This window comes from Enterobacter sp. 22466 (genome assembly GCF_052044775.1).
GTDB classification, from domain to species: Bacteria; Pseudomonadota; Gammaproteobacteria; order Enterobacterales; family Enterobacteriaceae; genus Enterobacter; species Enterobacter dissolvens.
Genome location: NZ_JBQENX010000001.1, coordinates 700,179 through 718,624, shown reverse-complemented (window position 1 = coordinate 718,624; position 18,446 = coordinate 700,179). Strand labels below are relative to the sequence as shown.

The following is an 18,446-nucleotide window of genomic DNA, read 5'->3' as shown; positions in this document are numbered from 1 at the left end:
GCCTGTTTGCTAAAACGGACAACAGCGCCGGGACTCCCCGGCACTGTTGCTGTATGGATTAACAGGAGTGTAATCAAACTACGCTGATTTTGCACCTGTTCCGTGTTAGCGCGTCTTAATAACCAGACGATTGCTCTGTTTGACCTCTTCCATCACCACATAGGTACGGGTGTCGTTCACGCCTGGCAGACGCAGTAGGGTTTCACCCAGCAGCTTACGGTAGGCGGACATATCTGGTACGCGGGTTTTCAACAAGTAGTCGAAATCGCCAGAAACCAGATGACACTCTTGAATTTCTTCAAGTTTTTGTACAGCGGCGTTAAATTGCTCAAACACATCCGGTGCACCACGATTCAGAGTAATCTCAACAAATACCAGAAGTGAGGCATCCAGATAATGCGGGTTCAGCAGAGCCGTATAGCCCTGAATAAAACCCTGTCTTTCCAGTCGGCGCACACGCTCAAGGCACGGCGTCGGGGAAAGTCCCACACGTTTTGAAAGCTCGACGTTGGAAATACGCCCATCCTTTTGCAATTCATTAAGAATGTTACGATCGATACGGTCGAGATCTTTGCCAGGGCGCTTCTTGCTATCTACCATTATTATTGTCTCTCTGTATTCCTTCCCTACTCCTGCCTGGACCCTGTGCACATCACTGTTCAGAGCCTGTACCCGTTAGTCATCACATCGCCTGGTTATCTATTAGACGCGATGCGGATTCGGGTTCTGTTGGTAAGAAGACCGTTGCCCGAAAGCAGTCACCGACATCACGTATGGCGTCTGTCCACGCCATGCGTAGATTTCATTGACCCGGTAAAAATGGCATTTACGTGCATGCCTATGCGGCACACGGTTAACGCGTTTTTTTTTTCTTCCTTGAATGTTTTCGCAAAAGCGCAGGGGATTGTCAAAGCAAAACATCGATTTTTAGTACAACATGCCGGATATTCATTTCGGTGGGGTATTAATCCTCATTTTATTGCCTCATAAACAAGCGAATTTAAGAAGAAAGTGTGACGTTATAGCGCTCAATTTATCGTCATCACCTATCGTACAGATTGAGATCAACATTGCTGCGCTCTTTTTTTACGGCAACAAATTCCCTACAATCCTGCCAACTGTCTGCCAACAACAATGGGGATCTCATGGGCACGGCCAAACACAGTAAGCTGCTAATTCTTGGTTCTGGACCTGCGGGATATACCGCGGCGGTCTATGCTGCACGCGCTAACCTGCAACCGGTTTTGATTACCGGCATGGAAAAAGGCGGTCAGCTGACCACCACCACAGAAGTGGAAAACTGGCCAGGCGACCCTAATGACCTGACCGGGCCGCTGCTGATGGAACGTATGCACGAGCATGCGGCTAAATTCGAAACCGAAATTCTGTTCGACCACATTAACAAGGTCGATTTGCAGAACCGTCCGTTCCGCCTGACGGGCGACAGCGGTGAGTACACCTGTGACGCGCTGATCATCGCCACGGGTGCCTCTGCCCGTTATCTTGGCCTGCCATCAGAAGAAGCGTTCAAAGGTCGCGGCGTTTCTGCCTGTGCAACCTGTGACGGTTTCTTCTATCGCAACCAGAAAGTCGCGGTCATCGGCGGCGGCAACACTGCCGTAGAAGAGGCGCTCTATCTGGCGAACATCGCTTCTGAAGTGCACCTGATCCACCGTCGCGACACCTTCCGCGCCGAGAAGATCCTGATTAAACGTCTGATGGATAAAGTGGCGAGCGGCAACATTGTGCTGCACACCAACCGTACGCTGGAAGAAGTGACGGGCGATCAGATGGGCGTTGCCGGTCTGCGTATTCGTGATACCCAGAACACCGATAACGTCGAAACGCTGGAAGTGGCGGGCCTGTTTGTGGCTATCGGCCACAGCCCGAACACGGCGATCTTCGAGGGACAACTGGAACTGGAAAACGGCTACATTAAAGTACAGTCCGGTATTCACGGCAACGCGACCCAGACCAGCATCCCGGGCGTGTTCGCTGCCGGTGACGTAATGGACCACATTTACCGTCAGGCGATCACCTCTGCAGGCACCGGTTGTATGGCCGCGCTGGATGCTGAACGCTACCTTGATGGTCTGGCTGAACAAGGTAAATAATCTTTACAAGTCAGTAACAAACGTAAATAAAGGCGGCGATAAGTCGCCTTTATTGTCTCCCCGTTGTAACATTGCGCTGCCCACTTTCTAATAACATCACCTGCAAAGCACGCAATGGAAAAAACCCGTCAACAAGAGTTAACACGCTGGCTAAAACAGCAGAGCGTTCTTTCCCGCCGCTGGCTCATGATTTCCCGTCTTCTGGGACTGATCAGTGGTCTGTTGATTGTTGCCCAGGCATGGCTGCTGGCCCGCATTCTTAATCATATGATCATGGAGAACATTCCGCGTGAAGCGCTTCTGTTGCCCTTCATCGTCCTGATCCTGGTTTTTATTCTGCGTGCCTGGGTCGTCTGGCTGCGCGAACGCGTTGGGTTTCACGCGGGGCAGCATATTCGCTACGAAATTCGCCGGCAGGTGCTTGACCGTCTTCAGGAAGCCGGACCCGCGTGGATCCAGGGAAAACCTGCCGGAAGCTGGGCAACGTTAATCCTTGAACAGATTGACGATATGCATGACTACTATGCCCGCTATCTTCCACAGATGGCGCTGGCCGTGTTCGTTCCGCTACTGATTGTGATAACCATTTTCCCCATCAACTGGGTGGCGGCGCTGATCCTGCTGGGTACAGCCCCGCTGATCCCGCTGTTTATGGCGATGGTCGGGATGGGAGCGGCCGATGCTAACCGGCGTAACTTTCTTGCGTTGGGCCGCCTGAGCGGCCATTTCCTTGACCGTCTGCGCGGCATGGAAACGTTACGCATTTTTGGCCGGGGTGAAGCGGAAACCGAAAATATTCGCCAGGCATCGCAGGATTTCCGTCAGCGTACGATGGAAGTGTTGCGTCTGGCGTTTCTGTCATCAGGGGTACTGGAATTCTTTACCTCTCTGTCGATTGCCCTCGTGGCGGTCTATTTTGGCTTCTCCTATCTTGGCGCCCTGGATTTTGGCCACTACGGCACCGCGGTGACCCTGTCGGCCGGTTTCCTGGCGCTGATCCTGGCTCCGGAATTTTTCCAGCCGCTTCGCGATCTTGGTACTTTTTACCATGCCAAAGCGCAGGCGGTTGGCGCGGCTGACAGCCTGAAAACGTTTATGGAGACGCCACTCGCGCATCCGGAACGTGGAGAGGTTACGCTGAACGCCAAAGAAGCGGTAACCCTTGAAGCCCGTGATTTCTCTATCCTGTCACCTGAAGGGAAAGTGCTGGCAGGCCCACTGAACTTCACTCTGCCTGCCGGGCAACGTGCGGTACTGGTGGGTACCAGCGGTTCAGGAAAAAGCTCGCTGATCAATGCGTTATCCGGTTTTATGACCTATACCGGCTCACTGCGAATCAACAAAACCGAACTGCGCGATCTCGATCCGGACGCCTGGCGTAAACAGCTCAGTTGGGTGGGGCAAAACCCTCAGCTTCCTGCCCCGACGCTACGGGAAAATGTCCTGCTGGCTCGTCCGGATGCACGTGAAGATGAGTTGCAATCTGTTCTCGACCGCGCCTGGGTCAGCGAGTTTCTGCCGCTGCTTCCTCAGGGTGTCGATACCGTTGTCGGCGATCAGTCTGCCGGGTTGTCCGTGGGCCAGGCGCAGCGCGTGGCGGTCGCCCGCGCACTGCTTAATCCATGTCAGTTGATGCTGCTGGACGAGCCCGCAGCCAGCCTGGATGCACACAGTGAGCAGCGCGTGATGGCTGCCCTGAACGCCGCCTCATTGCAGCAAACCACCCTGATGGTCACTCATCAGCTGGAAGGCATTGCCGACTGGGATCAGATCTGGGTCATGGAAAACGGTCGTATTGTTGAGCAAGGCGATTACGCCTCTCTCGTTACCGCGCAGGGCCCCTTCGCGGCCCTGCTGGCGAATCGTCAGGAGGACATCTGATGCGTGCCCTGCTTCCCTATCTCGCGCTCTATAAACGCCACAAGTGGATGCTGACATTGGGCATCGTGCTGGCGATAGTGACCCTGCTTGCCAGCATCGGCCTGCTCACGCTTTCCGGCTGGTTCTTGTCCGCCTCTGCCGTCGCGGGCGTTGCCGGGCTGTACAGCTTCAACTATATGCTTCCGGCGGCGGGCGTACGCGGCACCGCCATTACCCGCACGGCAGGACGGTATTTCGAGCGACTGGTCAGCCATGACGCGACGTTCCGCGTGCTGCAACACCTGCGTATCTACACCTTCAGTAAATTGCTGCCCCTCTCCCCTGCCGGACTGGCGCGTTTTCGTCAGGGGGAATTGCTCAACCGTGTGGTTGCGGATGTCGACACCCTGGATCACCTCTACCTGCGCGTGATATCCCCGATTGTCGGCGCGTTTGTGGTGATTGTGGTGGTCACGCTGGGCCTGTCGGTGCTGGATGTCTCTGTTGCGCTGGCGCTGGGCGGGATCATGCTTTTGACGCTCATTATCCTGCCGCCGCTGTTTTACCGCGCGGGTAAATCCACCGGAGAGAATCTGACGCGTCTGCGCGGGGAGTACCGCCAGCAGCTCACCGCCTGGTTACAGGGGCAGGCCGAACTGACGATATTTGGCGCCAGCGAGCGCTATCGTGCGCGTATGGAGAACACGGAGCTCAACTGGCATGAAGCCCAGCGCCGTCAGTCTGAGCTTACCGCGTTCTCTCAGGCGCTTATGATGTTAATCGGCGGTATCGCGGTCATTGCGATGCTGTGGATGGCGTCGGGCGGCGTGGGTGATAACGCACAGCCCGGTCCCCTGATTGCCCTGTTCGTTTTCTGCGCCCTGGCGGCCTTTGAAGCCCTGGCACCGGTGACAGGCGCGTTCCAGCATCTCGGCCAGGTGATCGCCTCTGCCCTGCGCATCACAGAGATTGCGGAGCAGGATCCGGAGGTGAAGTTCACCGCAGAGCAAACGGCCACGCCTGAGCAGGTTGCCCTGACGCTCAATAACGTCACCTTCGCCTATGACAAGCAGGCACAGAATGCGCTGGAAGGCATCAGCCTCGCTGTGGATGCGGGTCAGCGGATTGCGATCCTCGGCCGTACCGGCTGCGGCAAATCCACGCTTTTGCAGCTGTTAACGCGAGCCTGGGATCCGCAGCAGGGTCAGATCCAGTTTAACGGTACACCGCTGACCGACTTCAGCGAACAGGCGCTGCGCAAAACCGTCAGCGTGGTTCCGCAGCGCGTACACCTCTTTAGTGCCACGCTGCGTGATAACCTGCTGCTGGCCGCGCCGGACGCCTCTGATGATGCTCTTCGCGCCATGCTGGAGCAGGTCGGGCTGCATAAGCTGCTTGAAAACGATGGCCTGAACAGCTGGCTGGGTGAAGGCGGTCGTCAACTGTCTGGCGGTGAACTGCGTCGTCTGGCGATTGCGCGCGCGCTGCTGCATGATGCGCCGCTGATGTTGCTCGACGAGCCCACAGAAGGGCTTGATGCGACAACTGAAAGCCAGATCCTTGATTTACTTGCGAATGTTATGGCCGGTAAAACCGTGCTGATGGTGACACACCGTCTGCGCGGACTGGCGAGTTTTGATCAGATAATTGTGATGGACAACGGACACATTATTGAGCAAGGTAGTCACGCAGAGCTGTTGACGAAACAGGGTCGCTACTACCAGTTTAAACAGCGTCTGTAGACTATATTTGTAGCGTCCTCACTCGCGTACTGGAGTTTTGCTGTCATGCGCCTGGTCCAGCTTTCTCGTCATAACATTGCGTTCCCGTCGCCAGAGGGAGCGCTGCGTGAACCCAATGGGCTGCTGGCGCTTGGCGGCGACCTCAGCCCTGCCCGGCTCCTGATGGCCTACCAGCGCGGCATATTCCCGTGGTTTTCACCTGGCGACCCTATTTTATGGTGGTCTCCCGATCCGCGTGCTGTGCTGTGGCCAGCAGAGTTTCACCTGAGCCGCAGCATGAAACGTTTCCACGCTAAATCACCGTACCGGGTCACGCTGAATCATGCCTTTGGCGAGGTGATTGAGGGGTGCGCAGAAGATCGTCATGAAGGAACATGGATCACCCGCGATATCATCACCGCCTATCATCAACTGCACGAGCTTGGCTATGCCCACTCCATTGAGGTGTGGGAAGGTGGCGAACTTGTTGGCGGTATGTACGGCGTCGCGCAGGGGACGTTGTTCTGCGGTGAGTCGATGTTCTCCCGTGCGGTAAACGCCTCGAAAACGGCCCTGCTGGTTTTCTGCCAGGCGTTTGCTCAGCGCGGCGGGCAGTTGCTGGATTGTCAGGTTCTGAACGAGCATACCGCCTCCCTCGGTGCTGTTGAAATCTCCCGCCGCCACTACATTGAGCACCTGGATAACTGCCGTCAGGAGAAACTGCCGCGCGATTTTTGGGTACCGCGGACACTCTTTCTGCCCAATGCCTAAATGTTTTCCGCATATTTTTTATGAGGGTGTTATAATTATGCCGCAGAGTAGCTTCTGCCTGTTGCCCCGCCGCCGTTTGGGACCTTCGCTTCAGATAACGTCCTGACGTTTATCCTGTTGTATCCCCTTTACGAATGCGCTTTCCGTTCGGTTGTACCGTGACGCTTGGGCAATGCGCCGAAACTGTTTTGCTGCGTTTTAAACGCGCAATTCTTTACTTAATTGATGAATTTCGGCATTATCTTGCCGGTTCAAAACTTGGTAGTGATACCCCAGAGGATTAGATGGCCAAAGAAGACAATATTGAAATGCAGGGTACCGTACTTGATACGTTGCCTAACACCATGTTTCGCGTAGAGCTGGAAAACGGTCACGTGGTAACTGCGCACATCTCCGGTAAAATGCGCAAAAACTATATCCGCATTTTGACGGGCGACAAAGTGACTGTTGAACTGACCCCGTACGACCTGAGCAAAGGCCGCATTGTCTTCCGTAGTCGCTAATTGTTTTCGCCTGTAATGGCAGATGAATATTAAAAAAGGCCGGGATAATCCCGGCCTTTTTTTATTCATGGCTTTAGTGTTGATGTAGTGTCTTCCACGGTTGTACAGAAGCGCCAATTTATGTCTGTGGATTAATCCAGAACCAACATCGAACGAAACTGGAAAGCGTCTCGCAAAATTCCTCTGCGGGCTGTTGCCCTCACCCCGCCCCTCTCCCCAGGGAGAGGGAGAAAGGCAGGCATAAAAAAACCGGGCTAATGCCCGGTTTTTAACACACATATTACACTCAGTGAGCCGCTTCCGGCTTGTGCTTCGCCGCACTCTGGAAATCGTACGTCAGTTCGTTCTTCGCCTGATCCAGCGCCACCGTTACCTGGCCGCCGTCTACCAGCGAGCCAAACAGCAGTTCGTTCGCCAGCGGTTTCTTCAGGTTGTCCTGAATCACGCGCGCCATCGGACGGGCACCCATCGCACGGTCGTAGCCTTTCTCAGCCAGCCAGTTGCGGGCCTCCTGGCTCACTTCCAGCGACACGCCTTTCTGATCTAGCTGAACCTGCAGCTCGACGATGAACTTGTCTACCACCTGATGGATCACCTCGGTAGACAGGTGATCGAACCAGATAATATTGTCCAGACGGTTGCGGAACTCCGGCGTAAAGATCTTCTTGATCTCTTCCATCGCATCGGTGCTGTTATCCTGGTGGATCAGGCCGATGGATTTACGCTCGGTTTCACGCACACCGGCGTTGGTGGTCATCACCAGCACCACGTTGCGGAAGTCCGCCTTGCGCCCGTTGTTATCGGTCAGCGTCCCGTTGTCCATCACCTGCAGCAGGATATTGAACACGTCCGGGTGCGCTTTCTCAATTTCATCGAGCAGCAGTACCGCGTGTGGATGCTTGATCACCGCGTCGGTAAGCAGGCCACCCTGGTCAAAGCCCACGTATCCCGGAGGTGCACCAATCAGACGGCTGACGGTGTGACGCTCCATATACTCGGACATATCAAAGCGCAGCAGTTCAATACCCAGCGCTTTGGAAAGTTGCACCGTTACTTCGGTTTTCCCGACACCGGTTGGACCGGCGAAGAGGAACGAACCGACAGGCTTATGCTCATGCCCCAGTCCGGCACGGGCCATCTTGATCGCTTCGGTTAAGGCCTCGATGGCTTTATCCTGACCAAAGACCAGCATCTTCAGACGATTGCCAAGGGTACGCAGCGTGTCGCGATCGCTCTGAGAAACGCTCTTCTCAGGAATGCGCGCGATACGAGCCACTACGGACTCAATATCCGCCACGTTGACGGTTTTCTTACGCTTGCTGGCTGGCATCAGACGCGCACGCGCCCCTGCCTCGTCAATCACGTCAATCGCCTTATCCGGCAGATGACGATCGTTGATATATTTCACCGCCAGCTCCACCGCCGCACGTACCGCTTTCGCGGTGTAACGCACGTCATGGTGCGCTTCGTACTTCGGTTTCAGGCCGTTGATGATCTGTACCGTTTCCTCGACGGACGGTTCAGTGACATCGATTTTCTGGAAGCGACGCGCCAGGGCACGATCCTTCTCAAAGATGTTGCTGAACTCCTGGTATGTGGTCGAGCCAATTACCCGGATCTTGCCGCTGGAGAGCAGCGGTTTGATCAGGTTAGCGGCGTCCACCTGGCCACCCGAAGCAGCACCGGCACCGATGATGGTATGGATCTCATCGATAAACAGGATGCTGTTGGTATCCTGCTCCAGCTGTTTTAACAGCGCCTTGAAGCGTTTTTCAAAATCACCACGGTATTTGGTGCCCGCCAGCAGAGAGCCGATATCCAGGGAGTAGATGGTGCAATCGGCAATCACTTCCGGTACGTCGCCCTGCACAATACGCCAGGCGAGACCTTCGGCAATCGCGGTTTTACCCACGCCCGATTCCCCCACCAGCAGCGGGTTGTTCTTACGGCGACGGCACAGCACCTGGATCGCACGCTCCAGCTCTTTATCGCGACCAATCAGCGGGTCGATACCGCCAACGCGAGCAAGCTGATTAAGGTTGGTGGTGAAGTTTTCCATACGATCCTCCCCGCCTGCTTGCTCTTCATTGTTATTGACCTGATTGCTGGAATCTGAAGCCTGGTTAGGCTCGTCTTTGCGCGTTCCGTGAGAAATAAAGTTAACCACGTCGAGTCGGCTGACTTCGTGTTTGCGCAGCAGATAGGCAGCCTGTGACTCCTGCTCGCTGAAGATGGCGACTAAGACGTTTGCGCCAGTCACTTCGCTTCGTCCGGAAGACTGGACGTGGAAAACCGCGCGCTGCAGCACACGCTGGAAGCTGAGCGTCGGCTGCGTGTCTCGCTCTTCTTCACTGGCTGGCAGCACCGGTGTGGTTTGTTCGATGAAGGCTTCGAGTTCCTGACGTAGCGCCACCAGATCCACGGAGCAGGCTTCCAGCGCTTCGCGGGCAGATGGGTTGCTAAGCAGTGCGAGCAGTAAATGCTCGACGGTCATAAACTCATGTCGGTGCTCACGCGCTCTGGCGAAAGCCATGTTTAAACTGAGTTCCAGTTCTTGATTGAGCATAGGCACCTCCCCCAATTTTATGCCTTATCAGGCCTTTTCCAGCGTACACAGCAACGGATGCTCGTTCTCCCTCGCATAGTCGTTCACCATCGCCACTTTGGTTTCCGCCACCTCGGCGGTAAAGATGCCGCAGATAGCTTTGCCACGATAATGAACGGTAAGCATCAGTTGCGTTGCACGTTCTACATCATAAGAAAAGAACTTTTGTAGCACGTCAATAACAAATTCCATCGGCGTGTAATCATCGTTCATTAACATAACTTTATACATAGATGGCGGTTTTAGCGCGTCACGCACTTTGTCTTCCGCCAGCTGGTCAAAATCCAGCCAGTCGTTGGTCTTACCCATTTTGCATAACCACTTTGAATCTACCTCAGATGTTAGATAACAATCATCTATTACTGTCATCCGCGATGTCTGTCACAAACTGTTGCAATAGCGTTAACTGCTTCAAACTTTGGTTGATTATTGTCCCATCTCCAGCGCCAAACGCTTGACGGTTTCTTTCGATTCTCTAAATTGTACAAGCGTGAGATGGCGAGGTTTTGAACAGCCCCCACTCCACCACCGGTTCATTCCATCTTAACTTATAAGATTTACGAAGGATGTCGAAGCATGGAAATGGGTACTGTTAAGTGGTTCAACAACGCCAAAGGGTTTGGCTTCATCTGCCCCGAAGGCGGCGGCGAGGATATCTTCGCTCACTATTCCACCATTCAGATGGATGGTTACAGAACGCTCAAAGCCGGGCAGTCCGTCCGGTTCGATGTACATCAGGGACCTAAAGGCAATCACGCAAGCCTTATCGTACCGATTGAAGCAGAAACGGTTGCATAGCTCTCTGTTTTATTGTGTACATCCCGCCGTCAAAATGCCAGCCCGATCGGCTGGCATTTTTATTTTCGGGTTATTCCCGAGCCAGCGCATCCACCGGATCCAGCCGCGCCGCGTTGCGGGCCGGCAGCCAGCCAAACAAGATGCCGGTAAAGGTCGAGCATAAAAATGCGGTAAGAATGGCTACCGGTGAAAACCCAATCTCCCAGCCGGGTAAAAAGAGCTGCAGGGCAAAGGCGATCATCATCGACAGCGCAATCCCCATCGCGCCGCCCACCAGACATACCAGCACCGCTTCAATTAAAAATTGCTGCAGCACATCGCTGGCCCTGGCCCCAACCGCCATGCGGATACCAATCTCACGAGTACGCTCCGTTACCGAGACCAGCATGATATTCATCACCCCGATACCGCCAACAACCAGCGAGATCACCGCCACCAGCGTCAGGAACAACTGAAGAGTACGTGTGGTCTTTTCCGCCGTTTTCAAGAGGCCATCCATGTTCCAGGTGAAGAAATCCTTCTTCCCGTGACGCAGGGTTAACAGTCGCTCAAGCTGCTGTTCGGCCAGCGCGCTGTCATAACCCTCCTTGACGCGCACGGTGATAGAGTTCAGCCATGACTGCCCCATAATCCGCCCGGAAATGGTGCTGTACGGTAGCCAGACGCGCAGGATCTTGCTGCTGCCAAACATGGACTGTTTCTCTTCCGCCACGCCAATCACCGTCGCAGGCATGTTCCCGACCAGGATCACCTCCCCCACGACGTTGGTTTTATTGGGGAAGAGTTGTCTGCGCGAGTTCGCGTCCAGCACCACCACCTGCGCCCTGCCTGCCAGCTGTTCGGCGTTGAAGGTGGCCCCTTCGCTGAAGGTCATGCCGTAGACGTTGAAATAATCCCCGCTGACGCCGTTCGCGCTGGCGGCAACATCCACGTTACCCACCCGCAGGCGGAGGTTTTGCGACACGGCAGGCGTCGCCGAATTGACCCACGGCTGTTTCTGAATGGCCGCCAGGTCGTCGTATTTCAATGCCTGCTGATATTGCGGCTCGTCGTCACCAAAGTCTTTCCCGGGATAAACGTCAATGGTGTTGGTCCCGATAGCGCGGATATCCGCCAGCACCAGCTGTTTGGCGGCATCGCCCACCACCACAATCGACACCACCGATGCAATACCGATGATGATCCCGAGCATGGTCAGCAGGGTGCGCATTTTATTGGCCGCCATCGCCAGCCAGGCCATGGTCAGCGCCTCACGAAAACCGCTGGAAAACTGTCCCCAGCCGGTTGCAGCAGGCAAGGCTTCTTTCGGTGCTGCCGCCCTGACGTGCCGCGGCGGCGGGTTGCTCACCAGCTCGCCGTCGTGGATCTCGATAATGCGTTCAGCCTGCGCCGCCACCTGCGGATCGTGAGTCACGATAATGACCGTGTGCCCTTGATCGCGAAGCTGATGGAGGATCGCCATCACCTCTTCGCCGGAATGGCTGTCGAGCGCACCGGTGGGCTCATCGGCGAGGATCACCTGCCCGCCGTTCATCAGCGCACGGGCAATACTCACGCGCTGCTGCTGACCGCCAGAAAGCTGCGAGGGCTGATAATCTACCCGCTCCGCCAGGCCAAGACGCGTTAACAGCGCCTTCGCCCGCGCGAGGCGTTTCTTGCGCTCCACGCCCGCGTACACCGCCGGCACTTCAACGTTCTGCGCCGCACTCAGGTGAGAGAGCAAATGGTAACGCTGAAAGATAAAACCGAAGTGCTCCCGGCGCAGCTTCGCCAGCGCGTCGCCGTCCAGAGTGGAAACGTCCGTTCCGGCCACGCGATAGGTGCCGCTGGTCGGTTTATCCAGACAGCCAAGAATGTTCATCAGCGTCGATTTACCGGAGCCGGACGCACCGACAATCGCCACCATCTCGCCCGCTTCCACGCGCAGGGAGATGCCTTTCAGCACCTCCATCGGACCATCGCCCGACGGATAGCTGCGACGAATGTCAATCAGCTCAAGCAACGCCGTCATTTCGCCGCTCCGGGCAGGGTTTCGCTGGTGACTACCTCGTCACCCTCTTCCAGCCCTTTCACCACCACCACGTCGGTATCGTTGCGTGCGCCAATCACCACTTCACGCTCGCGCGTTTCGCCGTTGCGTAGCACCTTCACCTTATAGCGGTTATCCCCTGCGGATTCCCCCAGCGCAGAGAGCGGGACGGTCAGAACGTTTTTTACGCCCGTAAGCTGAATATGGACCTGCGCGGTCATATCCAGACGCAGCACGCCCTGCGGGTTAGGGACTTCAAAACGGGCATAGTAGAAGATCGCATCGTTCACTTTTTCCGGCGTGGGCAGAATGTCCTTCAGCACGCCTTCATAGCGCGTCTGCGGATCGCCCAGCACGGTAAACCAGGCGTTCTGCCCCGGCTTCAGATGGATAACATCCGCCTCGGAAACCTGGGCTTTCACCAGCATTGTGCTCATATCCGCCAGCGTCAGAATGTTCGGCGCCTGTTGGGCGGCAATCACCGTCTGACCCTGAAGCGTGGTGATCTGGGTCACTTCCCCGGCCATGGGCGCCACGATCTTCGTATAGTCGAGGTTGGTTTTCGCCGTATCCAGCGAAGCCTGATTGCGCTTGATTTGCGCGTCAATGGTGCCAATCTGCGCCTGCTTCACCGCCAGTTCGGTGGCGGCCGTGTCGAGATCCTGTTTCGAGATCGCCTGCGTTTTGGCCAGCGCCTGCTGGCGCGTCAGGGTCACCTGGGCGAGGTTTCGCTCCGCCAGCGCCTGCGCACGCTGCGCGCGCAGCTCCATCAGCGTAGCTTCCACTTCCCGGATCTGGTTCTCGGCCTGCTCAGGATCGATAACGCCGAGCAGCTGCCCCTTTTTCACCTTATCGCCAATCTCAACGGACAGCGTTTTTAACTGTCCGCTCACCTGCGCCCCCACGTCCACCTTGCGCAGGGCATCGAGTTTGCCTGTGGCGAGCACGTTTTGCTGCAGTTCGCCCGGACGGACGATCAGTGTTTGATACTGCGGAACAGGCGCGTTGAGCACTTGCCACAACCAGTACCCACCCGCTACCACCACTATCGCCAGCAGCAGAAACCACTTTCTGCGTTTTCCCTTAAGGTTCATAAATATTCCAAATAATTGTTCTGGCTTTCATCAACGTTGATTCTATCTAAACCACTCCTCAACGAAACCCCTGATTTCGGGAAATGCCTGGATTTGTTGACACGACGTTGACAAAGGGCCTGCTGAAATAACGCCATTCCATAAGAAGCAGGATCTCACATGTCTTCCATCGTCGATACACCGTATTCCACTCCGTCACAGCCAAAATCCGGCTGGCAGCTGTTTAAAAACCTGGTCACCGGTGCCATTACGCCGGGTCTGGCATGGCAAAACCCTGCTTATCGACGTAAGTTTGCGCTTCGCACCCTGGCGACGCCCCTCAGCACCGCGCGCCTGCTCTCAAGCCTGGCAAAGCAGCCTCGTCTGATGCAAATACTGCAGGTTCAGCCCGGTCTGCCGTGCCGCCTGCACCGCCCGTGGCTGACCGTGAATATGGATCGCCCGCATGCGCTGGAAGCCCTGAACTGGCACTACCAGACCATGAGCAACCACCTGCCGGCCGCGCTGCTCAAAGGCTATCTTTCTAAACAGGGCGTGACGCTCCTGACTTTAACCGGTAAGGATGAACAGCAATTTACCGTTCGGTTATGCGCCGATGCGTTCCTGGATAAAGAAGGAGAAGCGACCCTCGTCTTCTGTGATCATCAGGATACCGTGCTGGCGGAAATAACGTTTACGCTGTGCCCGTTTGAAGGCAAAAGCACACTCTTTATCGGCGGCCTGCAAGGGGCGAAAGCCCACGTTCCGCATGAGCTGATCCAGAAAGCAACCAAGGCGTGCCATGGCCTGTTCCCGAAACGTCTGCTGGTTGAAACCGCGATGACGCTTGGCGGAGCTTTCCCGGTGGAACAGATTGTCGCGGTGAGTAATGCCACCCACATCTATCGCAGCTGGCGTTACCGGAAGAAAAAAGAGGGGAAACTGCTGGCGGATTACGACAGCTTCTGGATCTCCCTCGGCGGACACAAACAGGATAACGGTAACTTCGTGCTACCGCTTGCCATGCCGCGTAAGTCCATGGAAGAGATTGCCAGTAAAAAACGGGCTGAATACCGCCGCCGCTATGAGCTGCTGGATAGCCTGACGGAGCAGGTCACCCAGGCAACCCGGCGTTAATCGGCTTTCCCGCGTGCCAGCCACAGGACGCGGGAGAACATTTTGCGCAGCAGCGTCGGCACTGACTCCACCCCCCGCCTTCCCGCTTCTGTCGCCACTTCAATGGCTAAATCCGGCTTCGAAGAGCGGTGGATCGCTTTGGCAATCACGCGCCGCATGTTCATCGGCACATCGACCGGCACCATCGCTATCCGGTGGAACACATCGTCGAACCCCTGGCGATACATAAAGTGCTCCATGTCCATCGCCGGCAGCATGGTTAAATGGTCGCGCTCCTCTTCTCGCTCATCGTTTAACAGGCTACGCACGGTAGACGCATATTTTTTCCCCGCCTCATCGCCGTCGACCAGCACGTGCCATTCGATGCCCATCCGCCGGGCGAATTTGATCAGCGGTTTTAATCCTGACTGCGCAAACTCGATGACCTTAATCCCTTCCGCATCAAAATGGTGACCACACTGGCGCGCCAGCTCGTTGATGACCCAGGTCTCGGTTTCCCCCTCCACCAGGAGCCAGCAGCGGGCAAACAGCGACGAGGCACGATTAAAGCGGATATGAAACGCGATACGGCGACCATCCTCCGCATTCAGTCCCCCCGGCCCCAACCGGTAAGCAGAAACACGCGATGATTCACGCACCAGGCGGCAAACATACTCGACCGGCGTCAGAGACAACAGTTCGCCGGAATTGGTGGTGGTAATGCGCTGAAGCGGCAGCAGATTCAGCAGGTGCCAGGCAACGGAGAGCATGATCGGGTGCAGACGTGTTTCCGGGTCTTCCACCAGCAGCAGCGGACGCGCATCGCGATCCAGACGAACGGTTCCTTTGGCCTGCAGAAGCGTGGAAAACAGCCCCAGTAAAATCACCCGATGGGTGCGCCCACCGGGCCGGTCGATCATCCGGTTAATGATGTCGAGATAACGCCAGCTTCGCTGCTCATCGTGGGAACGGCGGCGCATCAGACGATGGCGCGATTGTGACGTCCCCTGCTCGGAAAAATAGTGCTCCAGCAGTTGCACCATGGCAGAGAGCCCCTGGCGGATTTGCCCATCGGTGAGATTTTGCGGACGCGAAACCAGCTCGCGTGCCAGGAAATCAAGCTCGCGGGCGGTGACTTCCACTTCCGGCATATTTGGCACGGTACCGTTACGGATACGCCGCATAAAACGCGCGTCGCGCAAGCGTAACACCGGGGAGAGACGGATCAGATGGCGGGCCAGGTCGTCGATATTGTCCAGCGGGATGGGGTTGCCCTTTTCGTCAAGAAAATCACGCAGGGTCAGTACCCCGTCGTTCTCTGACATCTCGCCTTCCAGGCGATAAAAAATACGGTGGAAGCCATCGTCGCTCTGAACCCAGCACGGTGACATAGGGCGGAAACGACGCACGCGGTGACGCCCTGGCTCGGATTCACGGAAGGTCAGAATAATATGGAGATGCTTCTCGCGGCCGTTGACATCGCCGGGCGGAAACCAGAAATCGTCATGCACGAAGTGGTACAAATCGCCTTCGGGCGACAGCAGCAGCGTCAGCGCATCCAGCAGGCTGGACTTACCCCAGGCGTTCTCACCGATCAGGACGTTGTTCTGCTCCAGATGCAGTGACAGGCGGTTTATACCGCGAAACCCGACAATATCCACACGTTCGAGAAGCATACATCCCCCGAGAAATGACCACTTTTTCCTTTAAGTTATCAGCAGTATAGCGGGAGGATGCCGTGCAGAACACTGCCATACGTCCCGATTATTCTTTGCAGGCGCGAAAAAATTAAGAATTTACGTGGCAAGTTTCATTTGAAATAGTTTCAACAGCACAACAAACTACTGCCCGCAAATTGGACTATGCTCTATTCACCTCCAGTTTGAACAAGGATCGACATCACATTGCCTTAAATCAAATTAACCGAATTTATTTAAGTGGCGAAGGGGTGTTATTGGTTTTTAAAATACGGGCTCTTTGAGTCGTCATCCCTTTATGGCGATATATCCCGCGCGCGGGAAAGCGTGCGGAAGTTTATTGAGGTGGTTATGTTCAGAAAATTAGCAGCAGAATGCTTTGGTACATTCTGGCTGGTGTTTGGTGGCTGCGGTAGTGCCGTTCTGGCAGCAGCATTTCCGGAACTCGGCATTGGTTTTGTCGGCGTCGCGCTGGCATTTGGTTTAACGGTATTAACCATGGCCTTCGCCGTGGGACATATTTCCGGTGGTCATTTTAACCCGGCTGTGACATTAGGCTTATGGGCCGGTGGTCGTTTCCCGGCCAAAGAGGTCATTGGTTATATTGTCGCTCAGGTCGTGGGCGGTATTATTGCTGCAGGCGTTCTGTACGTGATTGCCAGCGGTAAAGCCGGCTTTGACGCCGCAGCCAGCGGTTTTGCGTCCAACGGCTTCGGTGAGCATTCGCCTGGCGGCTACTCCATGCTCTCCGCCATTGTGATTGAAATTGTGCTGACCGCCGGCTTCCTGCTGGTGATCCACGGCGCGACCGACAAATACGCCCCTGCGGGCTTCGCGCCCATCGCCATTGGTCTGGCACTGACCCTGATCCACCTGATCTCCATTCCGGTGACCAACACTTCTGTGAACCCGGCGCGCAGTACCGCTGTCGCCATCTTCCAGGGCGGTTGGGCACTTGAGCAGCTGTGGCTGTTCTGGGTTATGCCGATCGTCGGCGGTATTCTGGGCGGCGTGCTGTATCGCACCCTGCTGGAAAAACGCGATTAATCTTTCCCTCCCTCTCCCTGTGGGAGAGGGCCGGGGTGAGGACAACAGGCCGGGTAAGGCGCAGCCGCCACCCGGCTTTCTTTTTGCCGCTTTACTGAACAGCCTTTATTGGGTAGTGTCTCTGGCGCTTAACAGATACTCACAAGGACCGGTTGTTCATGTTTTCAGGACTCCTCATTATTCTCCTGCCCTTAATCGTGGGCTACCTGATTCCGCTGCGTCGTGAATCCGCATTACGGCTTATCAACCGTTTTCTCAGCTGGATTGTTTACGTCATTCTTTTCTTTATGGGGATTAGCCTGGCCTTTCTGGATAACCTGGCGACCAATCTGCTGGCGATCCTGCATTATTCTGCCGTGACTGTTGTGGTTATTTTGTTCTGCAATATCGCCGCGCTATTCTGGCTTGAGCGTACTATTCCGTGGAAAAACCACCACCATCAGGAAAAACTGCCCTCCCGAATTGCGATGGCGCTGGAATCATTAAAACTGTGCGGCGTCGTGGTGCTCGGTTTTGTGCTTGGGCTCACCGGATGGTCTTTTTTACAGCACGCCACCGAAGCCAGCGAATATACCCTGATCTTCCTGCTGTTCCTTATTGGTATCCAGTTACGCAATAATGGCATGACGCTGAAACAGATTGTCCTGAATCGTCGGGGAATGATTGTTGCCGTTATCGTGGTCGCCAGCTCAATGGTCGCTGGGGTGATTAACGCCTTTATTCTCGACCTGCCGTTGAAAACCGGGCTGGCCATGGCCTCCGGATTCGGCTGGTATTCCCTTTCCGGTATCCTGCTGACCGAATCATTCGGTCCGGTGATTGGCAGCGCAGCCTTCTTTAACGACCTGGCGCGGGAGTTAATCGCCATCATGCTGATCCCGGGTCTGGTTCGCCGCAGCCGCTCTACCGCGCTGGGTCTGTGCGGTGCCACGTCGATGGACTTTACCCTGCCAGTATTACAACGTTCAGGGGGTCTGGAGATGGTGCCCGCCGCCATTGTGCACGGCTTTATTCTGAGCCTGCTGGTGCCTGTTCTGATGGCCTTTTTCTCCGCCTGATACCTCTCTGGCGGTAGGGCTCCTGCCGCCAAAATTGCGCTAAATCAATCTCCC

General features: G+C 55.6%; 15 protein-coding genes. 9 read left to right on the top strand and 6 right to left on the bottom strand.

What is annotated here, in order from left to right; translation table 11 throughout:
• Positions 1-105 precede the first annotated feature (105 nt).
• Positions 106-600 carry a leucine-responsive transcriptional regulator Lrp gene (lrp, locus tag ACTJJI_RS03410; RefSeq protein ID WP_000228469.1) on the bottom strand — a complete coding sequence of 165 codons (495 nt, stop codon included), beginning with the start codon at positions 598-600 and terminating at the stop codon, positions 106-108.
• Between the two features lie 545 nt (positions 601-1,145).
• On the opposite strand from lrp, the gene trxB reads away from it, so the two are divergent.
• The 5 genes from trxB to infA all read left to right on the top strand — a co-directional run bounded on the left by trxB (position 1,146) and on the right by infA (position 6,969).
• Positions 1,146-2,114: a thioredoxin-disulfide reductase gene (trxB, locus tag ACTJJI_RS03405; RefSeq protein ID WP_013097321.1), complete on the top strand. Its 969-nt coding sequence runs from the start codon at positions 1,146-1,148 to the stop codon at positions 2,112-2,114.
• Between the two features lie 114 nt (positions 2,115-2,228).
• A complete protein-coding gene (gene cydD / locus ACTJJI_RS03400; RefSeq protein ID WP_440653045.1) occupies positions 2,229-3,995 on the top strand; it encodes a heme ABC transporter permease/ATP-binding protein CydD in 1,767 nt (588 codons plus the stop codon).
• Positions 3,995-5,716: a heme ABC transporter ATP-binding protein/permease CydC gene (gene cydC, locus ACTJJI_RS03395; protein ID WP_440653043.1), complete on the top strand. Its 1,722-nt coding sequence runs from the start codon at positions 3,995-3,997 to the stop codon at positions 5,714-5,716. Before cydD ends, cydC begins: the two co-directional genes overlap by 1 nt.
• 45 nt (positions 5,717-5,761) lie before the next feature.
• Positions 5,762-6,466: a leucyl/phenylalanyl-tRNA--protein transferase gene (aat, locus tag ACTJJI_RS03390; protein ID WP_047362282.1), complete on the top strand. Its 705-nt coding sequence runs from the start codon at positions 5,762-5,764 to the stop codon at positions 6,464-6,466.
• A 284-nt stretch (positions 6,467-6,750) separates the two neighbouring features.
• Complete coding sequence (infA, locus tag ACTJJI_RS03385; RefSeq protein ID WP_002211347.1) at positions 6,751-6,969, top strand: translation initiation factor IF-1; 219 nt, start codon at positions 6,751-6,753, stop codon at positions 6,967-6,969.
• Positions 6,970-7,255: 286 nt separating this feature from the next.
• Here the strand turns inward: infA and clpA are convergent, their stop codons facing one another.
• Together clpA and clpS are read right to left on the bottom strand one after the other, a co-directional pair.
• Entirely contained in the window at positions 7,256-9,535 is a 2,280-nt protein-coding gene (gene clpA / locus ACTJJI_RS03380) for an ATP-dependent Clp protease ATP-binding subunit ClpA (protein ID WP_014831269.1), read from the bottom strand.
• 27 nt (positions 9,536-9,562) lie between these two features.
• Positions 9,563-9,883, bottom strand: coding sequence for an ATP-dependent Clp protease adapter ClpS (gene clpS / locus ACTJJI_RS03375; RefSeq protein WP_006174393.1), 321 nt, complete (start codon positions 9,881-9,883; stop codon positions 9,563-9,565).
• Between the two features lie 267 nt (positions 9,884-10,150).
• On the opposite strand from clpS, the gene cspD reads away from it, so the two are divergent.
• Complete coding sequence (cspD, locus tag ACTJJI_RS03370; protein WP_008499993.1) at positions 10,151-10,372, top strand: cold shock-like protein CspD; 222 nt, start codon at positions 10,151-10,153, stop codon at positions 10,370-10,372.
• Positions 10,373-10,442: 70 nt separating this feature from the next.
• Here cspD and macB read toward each other — a convergent pair whose 3' ends face one another.
• Positions 10,443-12,383 (bottom strand): macrolide ABC transporter ATP-binding protein/permease MacB, encoded by a 1,941-nt coding sequence (macB, locus tag ACTJJI_RS03365; RefSeq protein WP_440653040.1) that lies wholly within the window; start codon positions 12,381-12,383, stop codon positions 10,443-10,445.
• Positions 12,380-13,495 (bottom strand): macrolide transporter subunit MacA, encoded by a 1,116-nt coding sequence (gene macA / locus ACTJJI_RS03360; RefSeq protein WP_014831267.1) that lies wholly within the window; start codon positions 13,493-13,495, stop codon positions 12,380-12,382. Before macA ends, macB begins: the two co-directional genes overlap by 4 nt.
• Positions 13,496-13,654: 159 nt before the next feature.
• Here macA and ACTJJI_RS03355 point away from each other — a divergent pair, with 159 nt between their 5' ends.
• Complete coding sequence (locus ACTJJI_RS03355; protein ID WP_046888142.1) at positions 13,655-14,611, top strand: VirK/YbjX family protein; 957 nt, start codon at positions 13,655-13,657, stop codon at positions 14,609-14,611.
• Here ACTJJI_RS03355 and ACTJJI_RS03350 read toward each other — a convergent pair.
• Positions 14,608-16,266 (bottom strand): ATP-dependent endonuclease, encoded by a 1,659-nt coding sequence (locus tag ACTJJI_RS03350; protein ID WP_047362284.1) that lies wholly within the window; start codon positions 16,264-16,266, stop codon positions 14,608-14,610. The two genes, ACTJJI_RS03355 and ACTJJI_RS03350, sit on opposite strands and share 4 nt — an antisense overlap.
• 372 nt (positions 16,267-16,638) lie before the next feature.
• Between ACTJJI_RS03350 and aqpZ the strand changes: the two genes are divergently transcribed.
• Positions 16,639-17,334 (top strand): aquaporin Z, encoded by a 696-nt coding sequence (aqpZ, locus tag ACTJJI_RS03345; protein WP_014831264.1) that lies wholly within the window; start codon positions 16,639-16,641, stop codon positions 17,332-17,334.
• Positions 17,335-17,492: 158 nt separating this feature from the next.
• The gene (locus ACTJJI_RS03340) at positions 17,493-18,392 is read left to right on the top strand and encodes a lysine exporter LysO family protein (RefSeq protein ID WP_047362285.1); all 900 of its coding nucleotides are present in this window, start codon (positions 17,493-17,495) and stop codon (positions 18,390-18,392) included.
• Positions 18,393-18,446: the final 54 nt, after the last annotated feature.

Coding starts and splice junctions, on each gene's coding strand:
- lrp (WP_000228469.1), bottom strand. CDS start 600: ATGGTAGATAGCAAGAAGCGCCCTGGCAAAGATCTCGACCGTATCGAT.
- trxB (WP_013097321.1), top strand. CDS start 1,146: ATGGGCACGGCCAAACACAGTAAGCTGCTAATTCTTGGTTCTGGACCT.
- cydD (WP_440653045.1), top strand. CDS start 2,229: ATGGAAAAAACCCGTCAACAAGAGTTAACACGCTGGCTAAAACAGCAG.
- cydC (WP_440653043.1), top strand. CDS start 3,995: ATGCGTGCCCTGCTTCCCTATCTCGCGCTCTATAAACGCCACAAGTGG.
- aat (WP_047362282.1), top strand. CDS start 5,762: ATGCGCCTGGTCCAGCTTTCTCGTCATAACATTGCGTTCCCGTCGCCA.
- infA (WP_002211347.1), top strand. CDS start 6,751: ATGGCCAAAGAAGACAATATTGAAATGCAGGGTACCGTACTTGATACG.
- clpA (WP_014831269.1), bottom strand. CDS start 9,535: ATGCTCAATCAAGAACTGGAACTCAGTTTAAACATGGCTTTCGCCAGA.
- clpS (WP_006174393.1), bottom strand. CDS start 9,883: ATGGGTAAGACCAACGACTGGCTGGATTTTGACCAGCTGGCGGAAGAC.
- cspD (WP_008499993.1), top strand. CDS start 10,151: ATGGAAATGGGTACTGTTAAGTGGTTCAACAACGCCAAAGGGTTTGGC.
- macB (WP_440653040.1), bottom strand. CDS start 12,383: ATGACGGCGTTGCTTGAGCTGATTGACATTCGTCGCAGCTATCCGTCG.
- macA (WP_014831267.1), bottom strand. CDS start 13,495: ATGAACCTTAAGGGAAAACGCAGAAAGTGGTTTCTGCTGCTGGCGATA.
- ACTJJI_RS03355 (WP_046888142.1), top strand. CDS start 13,655: ATGTCTTCCATCGTCGATACACCGTATTCCACTCCGTCACAGCCAAAA.
- ACTJJI_RS03350 (WP_047362284.1), bottom strand. CDS start 16,266: ATGCTTCTCGAACGTGTGGATATTGTCGGGTTTCGCGGTATAAACCGC.
- aqpZ (WP_014831264.1), top strand. CDS start 16,639: ATGTTCAGAAAATTAGCAGCAGAATGCTTTGGTACATTCTGGCTGGTG.
- ACTJJI_RS03340 (WP_047362285.1), top strand. CDS start 17,493: ATGTTTTCAGGACTCCTCATTATTCTCCTGCCCTTAATCGTGGGCTAC.